Source organism: Thermostichus sp. MS-CIW-41 (genome assembly GCF_054058915.1).
Window position 1 is genome coordinate 1 of sequence record NZ_JBSSBO010000063.1, and the last position, 14,012, is coordinate 14,012.

16 protein-coding genes and 2 pseudogenes are annotated in these 14,012 nt (G+C 56.6%); 9 read left to right on the forward strand and 9 right to left on the reverse strand.

Annotated elements, in window-relative coordinates; genetic code table 11:
- Positions 1 to 245: 245 nt before the first annotated feature.
- Positions 246 to 494 (reverse strand): photosystem I iron-sulfur center protein PsaC, encoded by a 249-nt coding sequence (gene psaC, locus ACVWXE_RS13275; protein WP_011432199.1) that lies wholly within the window; start codon positions 492 to 494, stop codon positions 246 to 248.
- A 200-nt stretch (positions 495 to 694) separates the two neighbouring features.
- Here psaC and ACVWXE_RS13280 point away from each other — a divergent pair, with 200 nt between their 5' ends.
- The gene (locus ACVWXE_RS13280; protein ID WP_457490537.1) at positions 695 to 1,087 is read left to right on the forward strand and encodes a hypothetical protein; all 393 of its coding nucleotides are present in this window, start codon (positions 695 to 697) and stop codon (positions 1,085 to 1,087) included.
- Between the two features lie 26 nt (positions 1,088 to 1,113).
- On the opposite strand, the gene ACVWXE_RS13285 is transcribed toward ACVWXE_RS13280, so the two are convergent.
- The 5 genes from ACVWXE_RS13285 to ACVWXE_RS13305 form a co-directional block, all read right to left on the reverse strand.
- Positions 1,114 to 1,476, reverse strand: a complete 363-nt coding sequence (locus ACVWXE_RS13285; protein WP_011432201.1) for a DUF3493 domain-containing protein — start codon at positions 1,474 to 1,476, stop codon at positions 1,114 to 1,116.
- Positions 1,477 to 1,479: 3 nt separating this feature from the next.
- Entirely contained in the window at positions 1,480 to 2,121 is a 642-nt protein-coding gene (locus tag ACVWXE_RS13290; RefSeq protein WP_011432202.1) for a hypothetical protein, read from the reverse strand.
- Positions 2,122 to 2,256: 135 nt separating this feature from the next.
- A complete protein-coding gene (locus ACVWXE_RS13295; protein WP_457490538.1) occupies positions 2,257 to 3,558 on the reverse strand; it encodes a gamma-glutamyl phosphate reductase in 1,302 nt (433 codons plus the stop codon).
- A gap of 137 nt (positions 3,559 to 3,695) precedes the next feature.
- On the reverse strand, positions 3,696 to 4,037 hold the full coding sequence (locus ACVWXE_RS13300) for a hypothetical protein (protein ID WP_457490539.1): 342 nt from the start codon (positions 4,035 to 4,037) through the stop codon (positions 3,696 to 3,698).
- Between the two features lie 168 nt (positions 4,038 to 4,205).
- On the reverse strand, positions 4,206 to 5,507 hold the full coding sequence (locus ACVWXE_RS13305) for a hypothetical protein (RefSeq protein ID WP_457490540.1): 1,302 nt from the start codon (positions 5,505 to 5,507) through the stop codon (positions 4,206 to 4,208).
- A gap of 328 nt (positions 5,508 to 5,835) precedes the next feature.
- On the opposite strand from ACVWXE_RS13305, the gene gshA reads away from it, so the two are divergent.
- A complete protein-coding gene (gene gshA, locus ACVWXE_RS13310; protein WP_414416860.1) occupies positions 5,836 to 6,990 on the forward strand; it encodes a glutamate--cysteine ligase in 1,155 nt (384 codons plus the stop codon).
- Positions 6,991 to 7,348: 358 nt separating this feature from the next.
- Here gshA and ACVWXE_RS13315 read toward each other — a convergent pair whose 3' ends face one another.
- Positions 7,349 to 8,095 (reverse strand): TVP38/TMEM64 family protein, encoded by a 747-nt coding sequence (locus ACVWXE_RS13315; RefSeq protein ID WP_457490541.1) that lies wholly within the window; start codon positions 8,093 to 8,095, stop codon positions 7,349 to 7,351.
- A gap of 80 nt (positions 8,096 to 8,175) precedes the next feature.
- A complete protein-coding gene (locus ACVWXE_RS13320) occupies positions 8,176 to 8,526 on the reverse strand; it encodes a phenylpyruvate tautomerase MIF-related protein (RefSeq protein ID WP_011432208.1) in 351 nt (116 codons plus the stop codon).
- Positions 8,527 to 8,720: 194 nt separating this feature from the next.
- Here ACVWXE_RS13320 and ACVWXE_RS13325 point away from each other — a divergent pair, with 194 nt between their 5' ends.
- The gene (locus ACVWXE_RS13325) at positions 8,721 to 9,104 is read left to right on the forward strand and encodes a RidA family protein (RefSeq protein WP_457490544.1); all 384 of its coding nucleotides are present in this window, start codon (positions 8,721 to 8,723) and stop codon (positions 9,102 to 9,104) included.
- A gap of 17 nt (positions 9,105 to 9,121) precedes the next feature.
- On the opposite strand, the gene yidD is transcribed toward ACVWXE_RS13325, so the two are convergent.
- Positions 9,122 to 9,391 (reverse strand): membrane protein insertion efficiency factor YidD, encoded by a 270-nt coding sequence (gene yidD / locus ACVWXE_RS13330; protein WP_414344078.1) that lies wholly within the window; start codon positions 9,389 to 9,391, stop codon positions 9,122 to 9,124.
- Between the two features lie 231 nt (positions 9,392 to 9,622).
- Here yidD and ACVWXE_RS13335 point away from each other — a divergent pair, with 231 nt between their 5' ends.
- The 6 genes and pseudogenes from ACVWXE_RS13335 to ACVWXE_RS13360 all read left to right on the forward strand — a co-directional run.
- Entirely contained in the window at positions 9,623 to 10,924 is a 1,302-nt protein-coding gene (locus ACVWXE_RS13335; RefSeq protein ID WP_457385367.1) for an MFS transporter, read from the forward strand.
- 130 nt (positions 10,925 to 11,054) lie between these two features.
- The gene (locus tag ACVWXE_RS13340; protein WP_457490542.1) at positions 11,055 to 11,921 is read left to right on the forward strand and encodes a SpoIID/LytB domain-containing protein; all 867 of its coding nucleotides are present in this window, start codon (positions 11,055 to 11,057) and stop codon (positions 11,919 to 11,921) included.
- 373 nt (positions 11,922 to 12,294) lie between these two features.
- Complete coding sequence (locus tag ACVWXE_RS13345; RefSeq protein ID WP_414344071.1) at positions 12,295 to 12,561, forward strand: CRISPR-associated endonuclease Cas1; 267 nt, start codon at positions 12,295 to 12,297, stop codon at positions 12,559 to 12,561.
- A 61-nt stretch (positions 12,562 to 12,622) separates the two neighbouring features.
- A pseudogene (gene cas2, locus ACVWXE_RS13350) lies at positions 12,623 to 12,763 on the forward strand (CRISPR-associated endonuclease Cas2); the annotation flags it as partial.
- Between the two features lie 56 nt (positions 12,764 to 12,819).
- Entirely contained in the window at positions 12,820 to 13,908 is a 1,089-nt protein-coding gene (locus ACVWXE_RS13355) for a hypothetical protein (protein ID WP_457490543.1), read from the forward strand.
- Between the two features lie 26 nt (positions 13,909 to 13,934).
- Positions 13,935 to 14,012: pseudogene (locus ACVWXE_RS13360) on the forward strand (IS5-like element ISSoc13 family transposase); the annotation flags it as partial.

The following is a 14,012-nucleotide window of genomic DNA, read 5'->3' on the forward strand; positions in this document are numbered from 1 at the left end:
CGCCTGAAATTCCGAAACTTAGCTGTCCTCTGGGGCCGCTAGGGATTGGGATAAAGCCCGCACCCTGCGCATAGCGCGGGTGTCGGGTAGTTTACCAAACAGCTTAAGACCTGCCATACGCCACAGCCTCTCCCCGGAAGAGGGAAAGGCTGGAACTGGGTTGGGAAGTAAACTGCTTTTCTGGTACTCTGGAATACTTGTGCTCTGTGGGCAGTTGAGAGTGGGGTTGCGGCCAGGTGCCCCCATCAGTAGGCTAAGCCCATGCTGCGGGTGGTTTCGGGGCCAAGGTAGACTCGGATGCTCAGAAAATCGGTGGGACAAGCGGTTTCACAGCGTTTGCAGCCAACGCAGTCTTCGGTGCGGGGAGCGGCAGCGATCATGCCAGCCTTGTTGTTCCCCTTCCAGGGCACCATCTCCAACACGTCGGTGGGACAAGCCCGCACACACTGAGTGCAGCCGATGCAGGTGTCGTAGATCTTGACCGAGTGAGCCATTAGCGTTCTCCAGTCGAGCAGGTTGAAACGTTAAAAAGAGGTTTACCGAATCCGCAGGGCAGCAGCATCGCTGCGCAAGTGCCCTCAGTGTACAGTAGTCCTGGGAAGCCTCCAAAATCTCCGATCCAAATGTTCAAACAAATTTACATCCGGTGGGCCAATGGGAAGGTTGCTGGGGTTGGGCTAGGATCGGCCTGAAGATGACAGGACAAGGGATCCCGAACATGGGGCGCTCGGTGCAAGATTGGCGAAGGCAAACTCAGGGCAATCTGCGTCGTCTGGGGCCAATTTTGCTGGAGATCTTCGAGGAAAACGTCCCTCGCCTACGCCGCTGGGATCAGCAGCTCACCGACTGGGTGCACAGCCACCGCTGGGGGGTGGATCCGTCTCTGCCCAAGGTGGCTATCTATGTCCTCGGCGCAGTGGTGATTCTGGCGATCCCACTTCTCACGTTTGTGGCTTTGGGGGCCTTTCTGACCTTTCTGGGTGTCCAAATTGTCCAAAAGTGGTCACAAGGGGATCCCGCTCGCCAAACTCAGCGCCGCTATCTGCGCAGTGCTGACGCGGATGATGATGACTTTGATCTGGATTGAGAAAGGGGCTGCGGGGAATGGGCGGGCTAACTGTCCGCCGACCGTTGGGGCTCCTGGGAGTCTTGCTGCATGCCCAAGCGTTGTTTGACCTGTCTGATCACCTTCTGGTGAGAGCGGTTTTCCAGCCTGTTCAGGCCGATGGCGCCGGCCAGGATCCCCAACTGTAAGGCCAAGCTGGGCAAGGTGGTGTTCAAGTCCCGTCCCGCCAGGGCTCGAAAGAAAAACACAAACGCCCCGATGGTAGCCGAGAACCCCACCGCCAAGTAGATGAAGCGCCGCAAGCTGCGGTAGGGAGCGGCCAGCTCCGTCAACAGCCTCACCTGCTCTGCTGAAGATGGATCCCGGCGTTGCGACAGGGGCGATCTTGGCTTGGGATCGGAGTCTGCCATTGGCTACACCTCCTCAGGCAACAAGAGGGGCTCCCGACCGGAAACCCCCGCCAAGACGGCTTCAGCAGCACGGCAGGCGGCCAGAATATCTCGCTCTTCCCCTCCCAAGTACACGCGGCCAAAGCTACCGAAAGGCATCACTTCTAGGATGTTGATCTGGGCAGATTTTTCTGCCTCGTTGGCAGCCAGGGGGGCATAGCCTGCCGGTTGCACCTCCAGGATGTAGAGGGTTTGGCCAGCCAGGAGCATTTGGCCACGGCGGGAACGGTTAATCAACTGGGTTTGGTGGGGATCAATGTTGCGGATGATCTGGCTGGAGATGATGCGGGGCTTGAGGCGCTCCTGTTCACTCACCCCTAAGGCAGCCAGAATCGCCCGTCCGGCGGTGCGGGTATCCCCTTGGTTGCTGGAGTGTACTTCCAGAAGGCCGTAGAGGCGTTCCACCACCTGCAGCCCCGGCCTCACCGAGGTGGCCTTCAGGGCAATATCCATAACGCGGTTGATCTCGATGCCGGGGGAAATCTCGACCCACAAAGAAGTGTCCCCAGGCAGGGGCAAAAAGCCGTAGGCTACTGTGCCCAGATAAGCAGCATACTGGGGTTGCAGCCGATCCAAAAACACGTAACTGCGAAGGTCGATCCCCAAAAAAGTCCTCCCTTTGGGCTCAGTTGGATGTTGAGCTGATGGCGATCTACATTCTCATTCTCCAGCCTCATCCCAGCTCTTGGATCTTGGGCAGACCGGCCAACCTTGGCGCATCAGTTGGGTTGCTGCCCGGCTCTACAGATCGCCCTGAGCCACCACCTTCACCGTTGTCAGGGCTTCCACGTCGATGGGCCCGCGCACGTGCAGCCGCTGGGTAGAAATGCCCAAAGACAGGTCGCGAAACGCTCCCAACGTGGGGATCCCAGCTCCCCGGCCTGCCGAGAGGGGGGAAGTGTTGATGTGGATCAGGGCGGCATCTACTTCCTGGAGAAAGCGCTGGGCCGCCGATTGGCTATCGGTGAGGATCGTCTCCGATTGACGGCAACCATTTTTGTTAATCCAGGCGATCGCCTCCGTCAGGTCGGCAATGGGCTGCAGGCGCAGATGAGGTCGTTCTGTCGAGTCAAAGCCTTGCCCAAGCGGCTGGAGCTGCGGGAACTGCTCTAGGATGGGTGCTGCTGCCTGTACAGCGATCCCGTGACCCAGCAAGTCCTCAATCAAGGCGGTCAGATGGTTGGTGGCCCAATCGGTGTGGATCAGCAGCCAGAGGGTGAGAGGCTGATAGATGGGGATCCCTTCTGAGCCATACTGGGCGAGGGGATCCAACAAAACCGACTTGACCAAAGGCCAAGGGGCGGTGCGATCCAGATAGATGTGGCCGTAGCCCAAATGGGTAGCCAGAGTCGGCACTTTGCTGGCCTGCAACAGGAACTCCACCCAGCCGGGGCGACCGCAGGGAATCACCAGGTCTAGGTAGCGGGTTTGCTGTAACAACGGCAATAGTGGGGAATCTACTTGGGGATCTGCGGTTCGGTCTTGGGCGGGCAAGGTTTGAATGGCCCCTTCCGGGATCCCGTGCTCATAAGCCGTCTCTGCCAAGAGGTTGACCATAGCCTGGTGGGTTTTCTGGATGGGACCGCTGCTGGCCAAAATCACGCCATTTCCTGTTTTTAGGCACATGCCAATGCCATTTAAGGCAAACTCGGGGTAGATTTCGTAGACCAGAGCAATCAACCCCAACGGGACGCGGTAGCGGCCAATAAACAGGCCATTCTCCTGGCGGTGCCCTTTCTCCAGCTTGCCAATGGGATCCGGCTGCTGGGCCAGGAGAGTCAGCAACTGGGCGGATCGCTGTAGACGCTCGGGGGTGAGCTTCAGGCCGTTGAGGATCCACTCCGGTACGGTTTGCTCGCGGCAACTTTCCAGGTCGAGGGTATTGGCTTCCAGGAGCAGATCGGAGCGCTCCAACAAACACCGCGAGAGAGCCAGCAGGGCCTGGCGCTTGGTTTGGCTGCTCAACCGCTGCATCTGCGGTAGTAAGCGGCGTACCTGTCGCAGAGTAGTACCTAAGTCAAAGTCTGAACCGAAATCTGTCACTTGAACTTCTCCCGCCTAGCCCATTAGAGACAGACCCGCTGCGTTCTCCAGACCACTGCTAACAAGAAATGGTTGGATCCACAAGTGCTGGGGCTGCCAATTCTGGAGACCAGTCGCTGGAGAAAATCTCACTCACCTCAGGGCCGCCGCAGCAGCAGGATCGCCGTTACCATCAGCAGCGTTAGCAACAAGCCGAGAATCATGAACCAACTGAGCAACTGGGTTTGGTTTGGGAAGAGCACTGCGCCGATGAACCCAACCGCCAAGACAATGCCCAAGCTGAGGGTGAGGCCCAAGAGCGCGGATCCCTGTAGGGTACTTTCCCGCCGCAACACCCATTGGTAGCCGTTCCAGAACCACATTTTGCGGTAGGGATAAGAAACGGCCAGTTGCTCGATGTACAGGCGGTCGGGGGTAATGGCAAAAATATGCTGGCAACGGCTACACCCGAAGGCTTCGGTTAGGGTGATCAGGCGCAACTGACCTTGATGGCAGCACGGGCAGGGGTAAATTTTGGTGGGCTCAAGGGTCTGAGCGACACGCGAGGCTGATTTTTGACGGGGAGACTTGCGGGGAGAAGAGAACGCCACAGCTCTCAGCCGGTGAGAAGTTGGGATCCCTCACATCCTATCTTCAGGAAAGCGGAGTCAAGCCACCCAGAGATGGTGGACGTAGCGCCAAGTGAGGATTTGGTTTAGGGCAAAAAAAATGAAAGCCAGCAGCCCATATCCCAGCTTCAAGGCGACACCAAGATAGGGCCGCATCCGCTGGGGGATGAAGCTGAAATCGGTGTGTTTGGCCCAATGCACCAACGCCAGCACCTGCACGATGTGAACCGGCAGACAATAGCGGCTCATGCTTCGCTCGCCCAAGGGGCTCGTACCCGTCAGGGCAATGTAAAACATGGCCCAAGCAGCCAGATGAAATCCCAGCCGCTCCCGCCAACACTGGCTTCTACCTGCCATAACTCCTGCCGCATCCATTAAACCTGTAACAAGCAGGGATCCCAGGGTGGTAGACACAAACAGTTGGCTAAGAGCGTCAGCCCACAGCCCAGGGTCTTTCATCGGTGCAGAAAGAGAGAGTAAGCTTTGCCAGCGTTCGGCGGAAAGGACATATGTGCGAGCTTGGAAAATAGCTTGATAATTGGCTTTCACGCCGGTAAAGTAACGCTGCATTTCCAGGTAGAGATCCCAGCGGCCAAAGCGGAGCTGACAGTAGAGAAAAAAGCCCAGGCCACCCAACAGAGCCAAGCTCGCTGCCATACTCGTCCAAAACCAACGGCGGGCTTGGGTTCTCTCCCCCGCTTTCAGGAGATTCAAAAAAGGGAGCAGCGCCACCGGCAAGCCGACAATCCGAGTAGCACTCATCACCAAGCCGTGGATCCCAGCCAGGAGCATCAGCAGGGGACGGCCCCCGTGAATTGACCAGTAGAGAAAACCCAGTAGGCTGGCCATAAACAAAGATTCGCTGTAGCCCACGACCAGGTAAAAGCTGGTGGGATAAAAGAAGATGAGCAAACTGGCCAAAATTTGCCAGAGGGGGGGAATTTGCCACCTGCGGTAAAGCAGGAAAAGGTAAACCCACATCAGCCAGCAAAAGAGCTGGGCGGTGAGGTAGAGCCCCAGTTCAGGGTCAACTCCCACAAGGTGACTGATTGCGGCCACTGCCAGGGGATAGCCGGGGAAAAAAGCTACGTTGCTCTGCTCATAGGCAATCTTGTCGAAACCCACAAACTGGTACCCCCGCCGCACAATGCTGAGATACCAATAGCTATCCCGCTGACTCAGGGCTGTGAAGGCAGAAGCATAGTCGCTCTCCTCACTCCAGAGGGAGATCATAAAGATCTGCAGCACTGTCAAGGCCAAACTGGGCAACAAGATTTGCCCTAAAAAAGGGGCAAGATGCTGCCGACCTCGCTGCAACAGATGACTGAGAGGAAAGCTCATCGCTGAATCTTTAAAGACGGAGATGTCACTTCGATTTCTTCTTGGTAATCATCTTGGTAATCATCGGCAAGGTTCACCTGCCAGAGGTCGTGGTTCCTTTTTGATCTCCACCCTAAGGCCCTGTGGATTCCTTGCCAAAGTCTAGGACTTTTGAGATACCGCTTGGTTCAATTGACACCCTCTAAGAGTGAGAGTGTAAATATTATAAAACGGCTCTAAAACAGGTCGAGAAACTTCCCCACCACCGGCCAATTCCCTGCCAAAACCTAGGACAATGAGGGGAGAAAGGAAAGGTTAGACTGGTGAGGCTGCGGCTGGAGGCTGGCCTGTGCTGTTAACCAAGGGCTTTGAGGTGGAAATGTACACCGGCACCGCCGCCGGGGAAGTGGTGGGTCTATCGGATCGCATTTGCCAGGCTTTGCCGGGGTTTGTGCGGGAGCCGGATCGGCGCAACGTGGAGTATATCACCCCTCCCCTTCGCCGCTACGAAGACCTGCTCTGTGCCTTGTTGCGGCCTCGCCTACAGTTGCGGCAATTTTTGCGCCGTCTTGGCCCTTACACCCTTCTGCCGGGGAGCACGCTAGCTTTGGGCGGCAGCGACCACTTCGAGCGGTCGGATCCCGGCAACCCCTACCACGACTACATCGAGCGCACCTATGGCACGCGGGTGGTAACTGCTAGCATTCACATCAATGTTGGCCTGCCAGGTACCGAGGCCATCTTCCGGGCCTGTCGCCTGCTGCGAGCGGAAGCATCTCTCTACCTAGCTCTGAGCGCTTCCTCTCCTTTTCTGGACGGACGGGTGACGGGATCCCACTCCAGCCGTTGGCAGGTGTTCCCCAAAACGCCGGCTCAGGTGCCCTTCTTCCGGGATCACGCCCACTACATTGCCTGGATCCAGGAGCAGCTAGCCTTGGGCACCATGCAGAATGTGCGCCACCTGTGGGCTTCGGTACGGCCCAACGGCCCGGATCGGCCCTACCACCTCAACCGCGTGGAGCTGCGCATTTGCGATCTGGTGGGGGATCCGGTGATGGTTCTGGCCATTACCGCCTTGGTGGAAGCCCGTCTCTGGCAGTTGCTGGCCCAGCCGGAAGCGCTGGATCCCTTGCGGGGGCCCTTTACCCCAACAGAGCTGGAGAGCCTTTGCGAAGCCAACGAGCAGGCTGCTGCTCGAGAATCGCTGCAATCTCATTTGGTCGATTGGCGGACAGGCCGGGAACGGGCGGCCCAAGAGTGGATCGAAGAGCTGCTGACCGAAGCTTGGCGTATTGGCCAACCTCAAGGCTTGGGCTGTTTTCTAGCTCCCTTGCAAACCCTGCTCCACCAGGGCAATGAGGCCCAACGCTGGCTGAAGCAAGTCAACCAGGGATCCACACCTGCCCAGGTGTACCAACAGGCCATCCAGGAGCTGGCCGAACAAGACCGAGAGAGCATGACTCTAGTCAATAATAAGCTCAACTATACTGAAAATAATGTATAATATGTTCAGTACGGATTACTACCAGTTGATCTTTCTGTTTACTTTCGAGTCTGCCAACATGGTAGCCAAAGCAAAGCAGAAAATTGGTAGTAAGACGACACGGAAACTGCGCTTTGGGTATTCTACTCAAAGCTTTGCGGGATACCGCCATTCTGTTTGGACTCCGTCCCGCTGACGCGAATGGAAACAAACAGAATGCTATCGCTGCATAGTTGAACAGTGATGTTCAGCAGTGTTCAGCGTAAATGTATCAGGCAGGAAACCCTCTGTCAAGCTGTCGGCTAAGCCTCTGCCCAACGGTGAGCGTTCTCAACCCGGTGCCTTCCACACGCTGAATCTTCGACCCAACTTAAATCCCCTAAACAGGCTCCACCGCTTCTTGTAGGGCTTTGCGGGCAATGCGAGTGACGTAGACGGTAGCGGCTATGGTGGCGATGAGCCCCACGAGGCGAACGACCCATTGGGCGGTTTGAGCCTGAGGATCCAACTCCGCGCCTTCCATGTCGGCCAGGGATCCCGCCAATGAGCCGATGTACACATACATAAAAGTGCCCGGCACGATCCCGGCAGTGCCCAACAAGTTATCCAGAAAAGAAATTCGGGTCAGCCCTAGGGCGTAGTTGAGCACATTGAAGGGAAACGCAGGCGACAGCCGAATCAGGCCGACTATTTTCCATCCCTCACGTCCCAACGCTCGATCGATGGCCGCAAACTTGGCGTTTCCCTCAATCCATTTCACCACCTGTTCCCGCGCCAAGTAGCGCCCGATTAAAAAAGCCAAGTTGGCTCCAATGGTTGCCCCGATCAGCACGTACACAGTTCCGGCCAGCAACCCGAACACGGCCCCTGCCCCCAAGGTCAGCACCGAGGCTGGTAGAAGCAGCACCGTCGCTACAATGTAAATGGCAATGAAGAGGATTGGCCCCAGCAACCCCAAGCTTTCAATCCAAGCCAGAGCTTCGGCGAGCCAGTCTTGAATAACTCCAAAAAATCCCAATCGATGGGCTGCCCAAAAGATAAAAATGGCCAAGCCCAAGCCGGTAGCAAGCTTAAGCAAAATCCGCTGCTTTTGGGGATTTGTGTTGAGTTGAGGTAGCTCTTCCATTGGCTAAACTCCTACAAAGTTCTTGTGAGGCGAGCTAGGGCAAGCCAGAGTAGACAGCTCTTGGAGTGGGGGAAGTATCTTTACCCGAAAGTCGTGCCGTTCCATCCCCAAAGATAGCCTTTGGCATCGCTGAACTCAATGTAAATCCTCTTCTTGGGGATCCCCAATCGGGCCTCGATGGTGCCGCAAAAAAACTCGCTCATGGCTCGGGTTTGTTGGGCGGAAAATTGCCCGATACTCTTGATTTCTAGGTAACAACAGGGATCCCCACTGCCGGCAAAGGTCATCGGGATCCCACCTTCAAAGGCAGTCATCACGTAGGCTTCCGACTTGCCCAACTGTTCAGATAGAGCAGCAGACAGCACCTTGAGCAGTTCCTCTACTGCGGCGATTTCTGGTTGCACAGACGTTTGCAGCTTGATCAAAGGCATGGATCCCTCTCCCTATCAACACCCTATCAACAAATTCATCTTGAAATTCATCTTGGCATTCTCAGCCCCGCTCTTCGGCAATCCACCTGTGGTAGCGTAGCGACAGAGTTGGGCAAACCTCTATGGAGCAGACGAAGCCGGCCAAGCCAGAGATCGGCCACCAGCAGGGCCAAATCGGGCCAGGCCCTTGTGCTGTGCAAACTGAGGCTGCCCCCGCTCCTGTCGGCCCTTACAGCCAGGGCGTTACTGCTCTGGGGCCGTTTCTGTTCACCGCCGGACAGGTGGGCCTGGATCCCAAAACCGGCAAACTGGTGGGGGAGGACATTGTTTCTCAAACTCGGCAGGCGTTGCTGAACGTGCAGGCAGTGCTGGAAGCGGGGGGCACCACTCTCGCCAATGTGGTGAAGACAACGGTTTTCCTGGCCGATATGGAGGACTTTGTGGCCATGAACGAGGTTTATCGAGAGTTTTTTGCCACCGATCCGGCTCCGGCCCGCTCTTGCGTGCAGGTGGCTCGCCTGCCCCTCAATGCCCGAGTAGAAATCGAGGTTGTGGCCTGCTACCCACAATCGACCTAAATGTCTCCTGAGTCCGGCTAGCGGAATGGTTTCTGGGTCGGCGCGGATCCCGGCAAATCGGGAACTGGATCGTAGCCCCCTGGGTGCCAGGGATGACAGCGACAGAGGCGACGGAGCCCCAGCCAACCCCCACGTAGGGCACCGTAGCGCCGCACCGCTTCCAAGGTGTACTGAGAGCAGGTGGGGTAATAGCGACAAGCAGGTGGCAGCCAAGGAGAAATGCCGACCTGGTAACCCCGGATCAGGGCAATCAAGCTGCGAGTGAGGGGATCCGATCGTTCAGGCATGGGTCGGAGTCCAAAAAGCGCATCTCTAGGTAACTTGAGGTTAGCTGTTATCCCAGACTGGAGGCGCCTGCAAAGGCGAGCAGGGCCGGTTCCCAGCCCCAGACCATACGGTTACAATCAGAAAGGTTAGCACCTAAATATTTCGGGCTGAGGGATCCGGCGAAGGTGGGCTTATCCTAGGGCGCGGTTCTGGGAGAACGCTTTGAGTTCCATTTTGCATAAGGAGTTGGCGTGAGGGTATTCGGGCAGCTGCAGCCGGCACAGCGGCGCAACTTGGGCATTTTGTTTGTGGCTGGGCTGCTCTTTTGGGCCAGTTTATCCTCGCTGCTGCCCACGTTGCCTCTCTACGTCAGGGATGCCGGTGGCACCAGCCAGCAAGTGGGCTGGGTAATGGGGGCCTTTTCGATTGGGTTGCTGGCCTTTCGCCCTGCGTTGGGGCGCCTGGCGGATGGCCACAGCCGGCAGATCGTGCTGCTTATCGGCATGGGGGTGGTGGGGATGGCCCCCATAGGATACTGGCTCTCCGATTGGATCCCATGGGTAGCGCTGGTGCGAGCCTTTCATGGGGTTAGCATCGCCGCTTTTGCCACGGCCTATGTGACTTTGGTGGTGGATTTTGCCCCAGAAGAAAAACGGGGTGAGATCCTGGGCTACATGAGTTTGGTCAATCCGATCGGCGCAGCCATTGGCCCTGCTTTGGGCGGCTTTTTGCAGGAGTTTGCCGGCTATGGCCCTTCGTTTCTCTTCTCTGCTCTGCTGGGGTTGGTGGGCTTTCTTTGTACCCAACTGGTTCGAGAACAGCGGCGTGAGCATTGGGGATCCCTGCCGATGGATGGGGCCTTCTGGAGCTTTCTGGGCAGCCCGAAGGTGCGCTCCCTCGCTTGGGTGATGTTTTTGGTGGGGTTGGCCTTCGGCACCCAGACCACCTTTGTGGCCTTGTTAATCCAAGAAGCCGGAGTTCCCCTGAATCCAGGTCTTTTTTATACGGCAGTGGCCTTTGCCAGCTTTGGAGTGCGCCTGCTCACCGGTCGCGCTTCCGATCGCTATGGGCGGGGGCCGTTTATCTCCCTCAGCTTGGTCACCTATGCCCTGGCGATGGGGATCCTGATTGTTGCCAACAGCACCGGCGCTTTTCTGGCTGCTGGGATCGTGGTGGGTTGCGGTTTTGGGACTTTGATCCCTCTCATCTCTGCCCTCGTGGCCGATCGCTCGGAGCCGGCGGAGCGGGGTCGCCTGTTTAGCTTGGTGATGTGCGGGTTTGATTTGGGCATTGGCCTGGCGGGGCCCCTTTTGGGCACCTTAGCAGCGGGATCCGGCTATCGAGCCATGTTTGGCTATGCGGCTCTTCTTTCCTTGGCTTCCTTGGGTTCTTTTCTCTTCTTCTCCAATGGGCGACCGGGGGACTCGCTGCGCTTTGCCTTGGGCCTGGGGCCGGACAGCCTTTCGGGTTGTCTGGAGGACAGCCGCAACCCGACCTCCTGGAGCCACCGGGTCAGCCCGCTCCCCCGGAGACGGGATCCCGTTCATAGATAGTCTCATATCTCTATCAGATCCCCCCTGCTCCACACCTGATCCACACCTGAATTGAGACTCAAGCCCTCTGCAGTTTCTACAGACAAACCGGCCCATTTCTGGAAACTCGCCCTATCCTAAGTTGGAGTTGGTGTACAAAAAGCAACTCTGGGCACGGGCTATGGAAGCGCGGCATTGGCTGGCCCTGATGGGATCCCTGGTGGTCAGTGCCTTCTGGGGATGGGTGGAGTCTGTCTGGGGGGTGACAGTGCGAGTGCAATTGGCCGATACCACTGCCCCTCTGGTGGTAGGCGTTTCTCTCCCTGCCCAACTGATCAACGGTCGGGGAGAGGTGCTGGCAGATCTGCCCCCTATGCAAGGGTTTTTGGCTCAGCCCAGCCCTCAAGGGGTGCGTCTGCATGGGGTGGTTGACCCGGTGCTGTTCATCGAACCTCAGGAGGGTGGCCTGGTGGCAGTGAATGGCCGCTGGTACTCCGGCAAGGTGCTCTTGACTGGCTACAACATGGTGATGGCCATCAACTACGTGGATCTAGAAGACTATGTGGCCAGTGTGGTGGATGCAGAAATGGGATCCCGGTTCTTCCCAGAAGCCCTGAAGGCGCAAGCGGTGGCAGCCCGCAGCTACGTTCTTTACCATCGCAATTCCCGCGGTTGGTTTGATGTGTTTAGCGATACTCGCTCCCAGGTGTACCGAGGGCTTTCCCAGCGGTCGGCAGCCGCCCTGGAAGCAACACAAGCCACCCGTGGTGTGGTCATGGTGTATGGGGGTCAGTTTGTCAATGCCATGTACAGCGCCAGCAGCGGCGGCCAAACCGTCGGGGTGAGTGGGATCCCTTATTTGATGAGCTTACCGGATGTCAGCCCCTATCCCAAGTTTGGGCATGGCATTGGCATGAGCCAGTGGGGCGCCCAAGAATTGGCCCGCCGAGGCTGGACTTACCGCCAAATTTTGGCCTACTACTACCGAGGGGTCAGCTTTGCTCGTTTGCCAGAGTGAGACCTTCAGTGCCCTGATTTGCTCTGTCTCGTCTGCGTCAACCGAACCGCGGCTTTTGGGCCTGAAAGACCTCTTGGGCTTTGGGATCCCCTCGCTGAGGGCGGCGTTGAACTCCACTTCGGTCATGGTGCTAGAGCCGAGATAGTAGCCCCAACGATACACCAGATCCCCAAGGATGCCGTAGTGTCTCAGGGTTTGCAGATCTTTCATCAGGAGCGCACCGTCACGAACGGATCCCACACCAGAAACCCTGCTCTGCTTTTTCGCCATTCGCATCTTCCCTTACAGCATTTTTGGGCCTGACTTTTAACTTGAAGAAGACCCCGTTTTGTTCCCACCTCAGCTTCAATTTTAGGCTTCTGGGAGTGGCCTCATGGGTAGAACACTCTATGTCTCCCAACAGGATTGCTACCTCAGCCTCGACCAGGAACGCCTGGTTGTCAAACGGGCTGGAGCTGTTCTTCAACAGGCTCAATTGCCCCACTTGGATCAGATTTTGATCTTTGGCCATGCCCAAGTCACAACCCAACTGATCCAGAGTTGCCTAGAGCGCAACATCCCCATCGCCTATCTTTCCCACATGGGGTACTGTGCTGGGCCGTCATCAACCGGCAGGTGCAGACCTACAAGCAGTTTGTAAATGATGTAAATGATCAGATCCCTGTTTACTTGCCGTTCCTCATCCGCTGAGGGGATCCCACATGCAGCTCTACGTCATCACCTACGACATCCCCGACAACAAACGACGCAAGAAAGTCTCTGACTTGCTTGAAGGCTATGGCCGGCGGGTTCAGTACAGCGTCTTTGAATGCCGACTGGAGCAGCATCAGTACCAAGACTTGATCATACTTGGGAAAGCTATTGGACTCTGGTTCCGCTAGGGGATCCCGACAAGCCTTTGCAAGCTAAAACTAAAGATCCCGACTACAAGTCCTGGAAAGAATCCCAGCAAACTCTAGCCCAAAGCCGAGTTGAATTGCCGACCAACCCTGAAGAAAAAGCCTATGGGAATTTGAATGTGGACACCTGGTGGGGCAGCTTGCAAGCGCGTTTGGGTCAGTCGATTCAGGCTATTAAAAATACCCGCACCTGGCAGATCCCGGTGGCCCCTGGGGAGCGGTCTACCCTCTCAGGCATGTACAGCGCGGTTCACCCCAATTTGCTCTATCGGGATCGATTCCGTGAAGGGGCAGGGTTGCCGGCGGGATCCCTGCGCATGTTCTGGAAACTGATGGCCGAAGTTTATCCGGGGCTTTTCAACGGCTCGGAGATGTTGAACGCGGTGGAACTGACCAAACGCATGGCCTGGAAGTATGGGGGCATTGCCAACTCTCTGGGAGTAGCCGAAGAAGAGGACGATCTGGAAAACCTGATCCGGTTTCCCAACCTCAGCTCCATTGCAGCAGCCCGCTTTGCCCATGATGCTCCCGAAAAGGTGAAACAGTATTGGCACGTGTTGGAGAAGCAGATCCGACAAGTTCTGCCGGAATATCGGGATCGATTTGGATCCCTGACGCGCCGCCCTTTTCAGGTGCCGAAGACGGATGAGCAAATGATTCCTGATCCCCAACCCCTCTCCCAGCGGACGAGGGGAGAAGCACCCTACAACGGAGTGATGTTTTCCAGCAGATGGCTGGTGGACGATCTGGGGCTCCAGGATCCTGAAGATATTGCCCTATTGCGAGAAGCCGTGGATCAAGCCCATCGACAGGTGGGTCTAACCGGGGGCAGTCCCTCCGACTGGTGGGTGATTGTACTGGCGGATGGAGACAACATGGGCAAGTATGTCAGCGGCTCCAGGCTACACCCCTATGAGACCTACCTGCCTGAAGATGTTGCCGATCAATTGAAGAAAAATGGCTTGGAGTGGCAGCAGCTTTTGAAGAATGTCAAAAAGCGCATGGGGCCAGCCACCCACGTGGGGCTTAATCGGGCCTTGTTGGATTTCTCCAATCGACTAGGTCGTGTTGATCTTATGTTAGGATAGAGAGAATAGTTTATAGAGGAAAGAGGATGAAGTTGGTTTTTTTAGATGAAAACAAATGGCAGAAGATATTGGCTTTTTTACAGACAGAAGAGAGAGTTAACATT

Bases quoted from the DNA above. Each gene is read 5' to 3' on its own strand.
- ACVWXE_RS13345 (WP_414344071.1), top strand. From the start codon at position 12,295: ATGGGTAGAACACTCTATGTCTCCCAACAGGATTGCTACCTCAGCCTC.
- yidD (WP_414344078.1), bottom strand. From the start codon at position 9,391: ATGCCTGAACGATCGGATCCCCTCACTCGCAGCTTGATTGCCCTGATC.
- ACVWXE_RS13280 (WP_457490537.1), top strand. From the start codon at position 695: ATGACAGGACAAGGGATCCCGAACATGGGGCGCTCGGTGCAAGATTGG.
- ACVWXE_RS13305 (WP_457490540.1), bottom strand. From the start codon at position 5,507: ATGAGCTTTCCTCTCAGTCATCTGTTGCAGCGAGGTCGGCAGCATCTT.
- ACVWXE_RS13285 (WP_011432201.1), bottom strand. From the start codon at position 1,476: ATGGCAGACTCCGATCCCAAGCCAAGATCGCCCCTGTCGCAACGCCGG.
- ACVWXE_RS13320 (WP_011432208.1), bottom strand. From the start codon at position 8,526: ATGCCTTTGATCAAGCTGCAAACGTCTGTGCAACCAGAAATCGCCGCA.
- ACVWXE_RS13315 (WP_457490541.1), bottom strand. From the start codon at position 8,095: ATGGAAGAGCTACCTCAACTCAACACAAATCCCCAAAAGCAGCGGATT.
- psaC (WP_011432199.1), bottom strand. From the start codon at position 494: ATGGCTCACTCGGTCAAGATCTACGACACCTGCATCGGCTGCACTCAG.